Genomic DNA, 9,969 nt, shown 5'->3' on the forward strand with positions numbered 1-9,969 from the left:
ATCTGCTTCGGCACTGCTCAAAGTACAGAGAGGCGAGAGAGACGGCGCTTCCACTTTGCTGCGTAAAAGTAAACAAGCCCCGTAATTAGCATCCGGGGCTGTGTATTATGGAGGGTTGATACTATTTCATCAGGATCATCTTCCGGGTCTTGCTGTAGTTTCTTGCTGACAAGCGGTAGAAGTACAATCCGGAAGATACCGGATGCCCACCGTTATCACGGCCGTCCCACACTAGAAAGTGTTTGCCGGCATTGAAATCGCTATTTGCCAATTGCCGTACCAACTGTCCCTTGATGTTGTAGATAAACAGCTTTGCGGGACCCGCTTCAGCCAGGCTGAAAGCGATGGTGGTAGTGGGATTGAAGGGATTGGGATAGTTCCCCGCAAGACCGGTAACCAGTGAGGGACTCTCGTTTTCCTGAGTGTCGGAATAGGGATTTCCGATCAGCAAGGTCTGAGAAGGAGTCCCTTCTTCGCCAGCATAGACGGCGCACACGTAATAATAGTAATAACCGATCTGAGGACGGGATTCGCTGAATGACATAGCAGAGGACTCCTGAACCAGTTCGAAGGGACCGGAATTGAAGCGTTTGTATACTCTGTATCCGCTAATGCTCAGAACCGGATCCACCGGAGCTTGCCAAGAAAGTTCCAAATCCACCGAGTTTTCGCTGAGCTCGTAATCCAATTCACTTACTCCCGGCAGGTCGATTAGCACGAAGTCCGTGCTTACGACCGGGTTCTCGGGCGAGATTTGGAAGTTATTGTAGTTTGAACTTTGGTGATGTTCCATTAAGGCCGAAACCGAGTGAGTTCCATTGGGTAGGAAGAGCTTGTAATTACCATCAGAATTGGGTCTGGTGGCATATCTGCTCGTGGACATCACGGTAGCTTTGGCGGGATCGAGTCCGGAACTGGCAGATAGCGAACCATACAGGAATCCGGTTTTCAGATTCACATTTGTAAGCAAGAAGTCGTCTATATACCAGCCGATGCCGTTGGTGGCACCATTTGAGCCCAAACGGAAACGGAACATAACCTCTTGGTTGTCGTAAGCGCTCAGGTCAAAGGTTGCTGGCACCCAGGCATTGCTGTTGCCGGTCCAACCTGCTTCCATGTTCAATCCCACTATTGCGGTGTTGTCGTATCCTCCTGCAGGTGTCAGGATAGTCCAGCTATTACCGTTATTTGTGGATATGGCAAGGTTCACTCCGTCGAAATCGGGTTCGGTGCCATAATAGTGCATAAAGCTTAGCTGGCTCCCCGTTTCCAGAGTATAGCGGGGAGTGTAGAGATGGTATTGAACGTTGATCGGATACTGTCCCTGAAGGTTGGTGCCCCATACCTTGCTGCCGCTGTGGGCTTCCACGTTTTGGGGAATTCCCCAGGTCCAGCCAGTCTCAGAAACGAAATTGCCATTGCTGAAATCGAAATTTTGTGCCACATTGGGTTGATTGAAAGGCAGATTCAACTGTGCTTCCGCACCTTCTCCTCCCAGGGGATAAGCACTGAAGTTTAGCGGTATGTTTTCCAGAGATGTATCAACCCCGCTGAAATCCAGATTGAAGGCCAATTGCATGATCTGATTGGCACCGACGTTGATACCGGAAATATGGGGATTGCCTATTACCAGATTTGGTACTTCGCTGGTCAGAGTTGCTGTGACCTCGCTAGCCTGTACGTCGGTTGTGTTTTGCAGGTTCACAATCAGTTGCACTGCTTCGCTGGGATTGATCACACCATCGAAATTGGCATGGTAATCGTTTATCATATAAGAGTGATAACGCAATTTGGGCGCTTCCACCCTGATGCTTAAGGCATGGTTCCATTCCGCTTCATCGGTTTGTACATGTAAGTTGAAATTAATCAGCTCATCTGAAGGGCAGTCTTCGCTTACAGTAAATCTGTAGGCGTAGCGGTTTACACCGTTTTCTCCCGGCTGTAGCGGAAAATAGTCCGAGCTGGCGTTGATAAAGTTTATATAGGGGCTGTCCGTACTCAAAGTAGCCATAATGTCCTCAGCTATGATGTTTCCGGTGTTTTCCAGCAGGATGCCCATATTCACGAACTCTCCGGGTTCAATCACATTGTTCGGGTCTGTGGTATAAGTCTCTGCTATTAACAAGTTTGCAGCCTCGTAATATGTGGGTACATTGGAAATGAACAGTGCTTTTCCACTGCTCAGCGGAGCACAGGTTTGAGGGTAAGTGTTGTTGAACGTATATTCCAAGCCGCGGGTACCGGTGTGATCTTCAATTCCTATGGTGCAATAGTTGCCGTGCTCTGAGCCGGATTGCGAATCCACATTATTAAAAGTATGATATTGGAATTTGATGGGGCCGTCGCCCAAACTGGTGTTATATACGGATTGGTCATACAGGATCACCTGGAAGGTTTCTGGAGATGTACCATTACCTCCGTTTAGGAGGTTGTTCCATTCAACTATAAAGGCATGGTTACGACGGTCGAAGAGGGTGTATATCCCGCTTCCTGAGTGAGTAGCGAGATCATCCCAGAAGGGGGCAATCATCGGGCTGGGACCCATAGCGCCGGGCAGACGGAAATTACGGAATTCGGCGTTCTCGGTTACACCCAAAGCGATAAAGCCGTTTGAGCAAACAGTAATCTGAGTATAGTATTTGCCATAAAAGCGGAAGGGGAAGGGCAAATCTACTACTGCCAGAGATTGGGCTCCCACTTGATCACCTTCATCAGAACCATTGAGAATGTCGGAGATAGGCAGAGGAGTACCAAAGCCACCACTATTCGGGGAGATCGATACCCAGTTATATCCCGCAATTTCGTCGGGTGCGCCGTCGGTATCATCATAGATCACATAACCGTATTCATCCGGACCCAGAGGATTGTCCGAATCAGGACTACCCGCTGTAATACTGAAATCCACGATCTGCTCAAATCCAGCATCATTATATAGTTTCACATAGAGGGGAATTTGCATTCCAACGAGGGTTTGTGGCCTGAGCCAGACTGAGAAAGTGACTGTATTGATCTGTCCGGTTTCGCTGAGATCGCCTACTTCAGCCAGATCACTTTGCACAGATAGCAAGTCGTTGCGGGTGTAGAGCTTGGCAGAAAGACCAGTGACTGGTACCGTACTTGCATTGCTCAATCCCAAAACCAATTGAGCCATTTCTCCGGGATCGAGTATCCCGTCTTCAGGGCTGAGGGGAGCCGCAGAATCGGTATCTGCATCCATGTCTCCGAAAATTGTCTGCGTGGATACCTCGATAACTGGAGATTGTACAGAGATGAATTCGGATACTTGATAGCTGTTTCCCTCTCCAGCACTGAGATTCAAGTGGATGCGCAGCATTGTGCCGTTCGGAGTGGCAGGACTAAGCTCAATCACCAAAGGATTTGTGCTGTCCAAAGTAGCTCCGCCGGGAATATCTCCATAAGTGATGGCTGGGTTCGGGATGTTTATCCAAGGGCTATCGCAAGTCACGGTTCCGCTAATACCGGATATAGTGTCCTGCCCGGTATTGCGCAGTCCAAAATATGCATTCACAGTCTCACCGGCATTGGCTACCCCGTTTGGCAAGCTGGAAGTGGCGTCATCGATAACGATATTGCCTGCAACCAGAGTAGGCACGTTCACGATATTGATATAGCGTTGCAAGGGTTTATAATTGTGCTTGGAAACGGTAATAATGGCTTCTCCGGCAAGCATAGTGTCTGGAAGAACAAGGATCACATTGCCCTCTGCATCGGTATAACCACGGGAAAGAATGTCGGAATCTAGGGAAAGCACTACAGACGCACCCTCCACCGGGGCTTGACTAAGAGTATCCGTGATTGCCACATCCAAAAGCTTTAGTCCTAAGGGAATCTCACCTTCGGTTTGCATCTGGAATTGATCCGGTATTCCCGTAAACACTTCCATGGTAGGATCTCCCATCAGGTTGCACCAGTGGGCAAATTTCTCTGCGTTTAATGGGGATGAAATACCGAAGATCTGATTAATATACAGTTTGCCGTGTAGGGCAGCTTCACCCATGGTACGCATATCCCGGGCAAAAATACCCTCAAAGATACCACCATGCAAGACATTGTTGAATGTAGTGTGAGTGCTGGATGTGCTCATACCGATGGCAGTAACAGTTCCTTTCGGGGCAGCAGTGGTGCCTTGACGTATCATATCCTCTGTCTCAGAGGGGCTACTGGAATCAAAGTTTCCTGTAGCACAAGTGATAGTGACAGCATGTGGCAGTTTCTGGCCATTATACAGAGAGCCCGCAGAGGGTGGACTAAAATCTATATATCCGCGGAAACTGTAAAAGCTGATACCTTCGTTAAACGCGGTGGTAATGCCTGTGGTAAATGCACTGAAGGTTGGGCCATATAGCTCTGTGAAAGTATTATCCGGATTCACCTCCAAGGCCATCTCTTTGATGTATTTACTAAGGTACATGGTTGATATTCCGGAAGGATCGTTATCGCCAACTAGGAGCATGTGGTTCAGCCAATCTGCCTGATCCACATTGATATCTTTCTCATATAGATAGATCTTATTCAGTACCACCAGAAACTGGCTAACGTCGGCTACAGAGATTCTGCCGATAAAGATATCGCCAAGCATATCCCCAGTGTTCATGTGCGTATAAGGATAGTCGGTAGCACCGGAGTTGTTCGTGAATGCTGGAATGGGAAAGCTGCCCTGGGTATCTCCGATCAGGATCACGTAGTCCGGCCGCGTCTCCAGGTTGTTGTACCGACCTCGAATATAGCTTTGGATGCTGGAAGTATTGGATCCTGCCCCAGATGAACCGGTGGGAACTACATCTACATCAGCACCTTTTTGACGCTTCCAGGTAACATAAGCGTTCAAAGCAACATTAAACAGGTTGTCCGAGGATTGACCATGGATTATCAGATAACGGGGTGGAGTGTTTGCTATCAACAGATCTCTATAATCGTCATAGTTCTGAATAATCGAAGCATAGGTCTTGTCAAAAGCGGGAGATATATACTGCACCGGTGCGGATAATTCGTTTATTCCCGGTTCAGCATCGAAACTCAGGCGCAGAGAGATATTGTTGTGCACCGTAAGTTCTTGGCTTTCTGCATTGTAGCTAAAGGGATTCACCTGCAGAGTGATAATCCTGAAGTCACGTAGGATCATGGGATCGCTGTATTCAACCGCAGCGGCGGGATATTGCCCGCCACTGCTGTAATATTGTGTATTTTGAATGAAGGATTTGGGGCTTTCCAGCTCCGACCCTTGTTGCAGAGGGTAAGCATTGAATTCACTGATAATACTCTGATCTGATGATAACACTTCTACATTTACAGTGCCCTGATACGGAATAGCTATAGTAGTGGTGATAACGGGCAATTCAGGCATACCACTTTGCATCAGTGTAGCTGCACCGGGTAGTTCTATCCGGTGGAAGCTTTGAGAGCCCACCATTTGGGGTGTCACCTGAAATTGTGGAAGATGAAACTCTAAGTCCATATTTTGTGAACTTCGGTGGCTAATCTCAAAAGCAGATTTGAACGAAGTCGGAGATATTTCTGCTTCGGAGCTAAAAGCGAGCCCGCACATCAGGCTCAATAGTATTAGCACTATTGATCTTTTCATTGGCTATCCTCTGTCGGATTAGATTTATCAGTATTTCAATGCAAGTATTGTTCCTATTTCTTTACAGATTATAGTATAGCATCATTTCATGAGGGTGAGGACGTGCCGTCATCGCCTCATGTTCTGCTAGTTTCAGCTGGATGTGGCTACTAATCAACTCTTCATTAAATACATTCCCGGTCAGCAAAAAGTCATGATCGTCCTGCAGGGCCTGCATAGCTTCTGCCAGATTGGCGGGAATGGACAACAGGCTGGATTTTTTCTCTTCACTCCAGGCAAATACATTGTCATCGAAGGGCCCCAAGTTATGCTTTTTAGGATCAATCTTGTTTTTAATGCCGTCCAAACCTGCCATCAGAATCGCACTCATGGCCAGATAGGGATTGCAGGTTGCGTCTCCCGTACGGAATTCAAAGCGTTTTTCCTCCGGGCTGTTCGCATACTTGGGAATTCGGATGGCAGCTGAGCGATTAGCAAGCCCGTAGAAGAGCTTTACCGGTGCTTCAAATCCGGGTAAGAGGCGTTTGAAACTGTTCGTGGATGGATTGGTGAATGCCACCAGGGCGCGGCCGTGATAGAGGATGCCGCCGATAAACCAGATGGCTTCTTTGGAGAGATCGGCATATCCGCCCTTTTTATAGAATATATTCTTGCCGTTTTTGTGCAGCATCATGTGGAAGTGCATTCCGTTTCCGGCATGATTGAAGACAGGCTTGGGCATGAAAGTGGCGGTAAGGCCATATTCCAGCGCCGTTCTGCGGATGATGTCCTTCATTACCATGGTATCATCACAGATTTTGGGGAATTCCAAGAGTTCTGTTTCGATCTCTTGTTGCGATGAAAGCCCCACTTCATGGTGATGGTAGCGCACTTTAATGCCTGCTTCTTCCATGTGATCTACCATTTCCTGACGTATCTCGTAGAACCGGTCGAAGGGAGTGTCTGCATGGTAGCCTTTAATATCCTGGCGGCTTACACCATCCATGTCGTCATAGTCTTCGGGAAGAGCATCTTTACATTCGCTGGAAGTGATGTTGTAACCGCTGGAAAAGCTGTCGGAATAGAACTGCACAGTATCAAAGAGATGGTACTCAAGCTCCGGAATCCATGTGGATATATCCGCAATCTTGGTGCTTTTCATGTATTCATGGGCTCTCAGCGCCACACTGCGGGGATCCTTTTTTATGCCGATGCGAGTATCAGCATCGCAGATAGAGCAGATCATACGCAATGTTGGTACTTCGTAAAAGGGGTCTATCTGTGCGGTGCTGATATCCGGCATCAAAACCATATCGCCACTTTCAACGCTTCTCATTCCAGGGATGGAAGAGCCGTCGAAGGCCACGCCGCGAGATAGCACGTTCTCCAATCTTCTGGCCGGGAAAGTGATGTGATACCACTTGCCGTCAAGGCCGACATACTTCAGGTCGATCGCTTTCACCTCGTTTTCAGCGATCATTTTTTGAACTTTCTTTAGGTCCATATCTTCTCCATATATATATATATATATTTTGTTTGTTATCTGCTGAGGTTCTGATGCAAGCTTACAGCGGCAACCCCATCAGCCGCATAATGAAAGTAACCGGAGGCAGCACTATTTTACCGATCAGGTTGAGTCCCAAGAGATTGGAAATAATAATGAAGGCAAAAAGATAGATCATCCCCTTGCGTTCCTGCGCCGTCCACTTAAAATAAGCCTCATCCGTGAGGAAAATACCCAGCACCTTGGATCCATCCAAGGGTGGCACGGGAATGAGGTTGAAGAAAGCCAAAAGCAGGTTTAGAAAGATTACGTACCACAACACATGCTGTAGCGCCGGAAAAGCCGCCAGCAAGTGGAAGATAACACTCAGCACGATGGCGATGAGGATGTTTGAAGCCGGACCAGCAAGCGCAGTAAGCCCGGAATCACGCTTTAGATTTCGAAAATTGTAGGGATTGAACGGCACGGGTTTGGCATAACCATAGATAAAACCGGCGCTAAAATAGAGGATCAAGGGAAGAATCACAGTTCCAAAGATATCGATGTGCTTTCTAGGGTTGAAGCTAAGGCGCCCCGCCCGCTGTGCCGAATCGTCACCCAAAGCAAAGGCGGCAAAGGCATGACTCACTTCATGGATGATGATGCTGTAGAACACCAACAAAATGATTGCAGTGTTTGAGATAATACTTTGTAGATTCAAATTCCTACCCTAAACCTTCTTTAGTTTCAAGAACTTACGTTTGCCGGCACGCAGGATTGCAGCGTCCCTGATCTCCACCTCGGCATCAAATACACTGATCTTTTCGCCATCCAGACTTACCCCGCCGCCTTGGATCAAGCGCTTGGCTTCTGAGTTACTGGAACACAATCCGCTCTGCACCAATAGTTGTGCCAATTTCATACTGGTTTCGCTAACTTCATATTCCGGTATATCCTCCGGGATTTCCTTTTTTGAAAAGAGGTTCTCAAAACCTTCCTGCGCCTTCTGTGCTTCTTCTTCACCATGATATAGCTTCACGATCTCCCACGCCAGTTGTTTCTTCAAAACCATGGGATTGGTGCCTTTTGCCAGCTCTTGCTTTACTTGTTCCAAGCGGTCTGTATCGTAGGATGTGGCATAGTTGTAGTAGTTCATAATCAGGCTGTCCGGGATGCTCATCACTTTGCCATATTTATCCGCAGGAACATCAAAAACAGCGATATAATTATTCAGGGATTTACCCATTTTATTCACACCATCGGTGCCCAAAAGGATTGGCGAAAGCACAGCGATCTGCTGTTCCATGCCAAAATAACGCTGCATGTCGCGCCCACAGAGGATGTTGAACTTCTGTTCCGTTGCGCCCAGTTCCACATCGCTTTCGATGGCCACGGAATCGTAGCCCTGCAAGACCGGATACATCAGCTCGTGCATGCCCAGGGAAAGCCCCTGTTCATAACGATTGCGGAAGGTATCGTGCGCCATGAATTGTGCTAAGGTAAACTTACCCAAAAGCTTGAGCACGTCTGCCATACCCATGCCGCCAAACCATTCACTTTGATAGCGGATCTCTGTCTGTTCCGGTTTTAGAATAGTAAAGAGCTGATCCATATATTTTTCGCTGTTTATCTTCACCTGCTCATGCGTGAGCGGAGGTCTGGAATCGTCTCTGCCGGTGGGATCACCGATCTGGGCGGTAAAATCCCCGATAATGATGACGCCGGTGTGGCCTAAATCCTGAAAATCCCGCATCTTGCGGATTGGCACCAGATGGCCGATGTGGATATCGAAACCGGTGGGATCGATACCGTATTTGATGCGGAGCGGTTTTCCGCTCTTGGCACTTTTTGCCAGCTTGCCTTTCAGCTCATCCAGCGGGATGATTTCCTCCACGCTTTTTGTAATAATTTTCATTTCATGTTCAAAACTCATTGTGTCTCTTCCTATAAGGATTTGCGATAGATGTGCATAATGCAGGGGAAGGCTTTTCTTGTCAAGTATAGTGAAGCTGGAGAAATTCTTCCCATTCTTTTAAGCCTGATACTTCTCTGCGTTCGCTCTCTTCTTTCTTCGATGCTGCAGGAGTTTTCTCGTAACATTCCAGATGCTACGTCTCATTCTTTCGGAGGATCGGAATCCTCTATTCGAAGCTTCTGAAAGCTCCATTACAATCGGAAAGCTCTGTTACGATAATTGCAGCTGCCATCTCTGGACTGCCAAACTCTTATTTAGCAGAAGTAGCGGAGCCATTTACAAGAGAAGACCTTCGGTCTTTGCGGCAAATGCAGTTTTCCACACCAATGCTTCTCAGCACTGAGTATCAATGAAGTCCAAAAGCCTCAGAGCAAGAGGCCAGTTCTGATTAGGTAAAGGCTTGTTACTCCATTATTCACCATCTTGCGGACACAAAAATCTACGCTATCTGCGTACTCTGCCTGCTATTCTTCCTCCCTGTTTCAATCAGTGCCGAACCAGATATAAAGCCGTTATCATCTAGTGCTCACTCGATGAACACCCGATGATATCTGCTTCGGCAAGCGATGGAGCACAGGAGAAGCACAGTGAAGTTGACCTAAACAATGCACTGGAGTAACAAGACACCTATGTTATACAGAGTTCATATTGTAATGTCATAATTCTAGATAGCTGCAGCGGCACAAGGATGATATTGTGTCGTTTTTCAAGTCCGCAAACACATCTACCATATCTGCCATCATTTGCTTAAGTGAACCAAAGACACGGTTATGGATAAAGTGAGTTTTCATAAGACCGTTGCACATAGAAGTGGACAAAAAGTATAGATAAATAATACTTGACAAATCAGATGCGTAGGTTATATTGTCTCTATAACAACACAGGAGCTGTTCATGGAAAAGCAAACCATAACCTTCGCCGATCAAGAGA

Annotated in this window: 4 protein-coding genes; all 4 read right to left on the reverse strand. The window is 47.3% G+C overall.

The window, feature by feature from the left end; translation table 11 throughout:
- Positions 1 to 121: 121 nt before the first annotated feature.
- Positions 122 to 5,602, reverse strand: a complete 5,481-nt coding sequence (locus PHF32_07695; GenBank protein ID MDD4560598.1) for a C25 family cysteine peptidase — start codon at positions 5,600 to 5,602, stop codon at positions 122 to 124.
- Positions 5,603 to 5,663: 61 nt separating this feature from the next.
- Positions 5,664 to 7,085 carry a type I glutamate--ammonia ligase gene (glnA, locus tag PHF32_07700; GenBank protein MDD4560599.1) on the reverse strand — a complete coding sequence of 474 codons (1,422 nt, stop codon included), beginning with the start codon at positions 7,083 to 7,085 and terminating at the stop codon, positions 5,664 to 5,666.
- A gap of 61 nt (positions 7,086 to 7,146) precedes the next feature.
- Entirely contained in the window at positions 7,147 to 7,785 is a 639-nt protein-coding gene (locus PHF32_07705) for a site-2 protease family protein (GenBank protein ID MDD4560600.1), read from the reverse strand.
- A 9-nt stretch (positions 7,786 to 7,794) separates the two neighbouring features.
- Positions 7,795 to 8,997 carry a tyrosine--tRNA ligase gene (gene tyrS, locus PHF32_07710; GenBank protein MDD4560601.1) on the reverse strand — a complete coding sequence of 401 codons (1,203 nt, stop codon included), beginning with the start codon at positions 8,995 to 8,997 and terminating at the stop codon, positions 7,795 to 7,797.
- Positions 8,998 to 9,969: the final 972 nt, after the last annotated feature.

It is taken from the genome of Candidatus Cloacimonadota bacterium, from assembly GCA_028706475.1.
Classification (GTDB): Bacteria; Cloacimonadota; Cloacimonadia; order Cloacimonadales; family Cloacimonadaceae; genus UBA5456.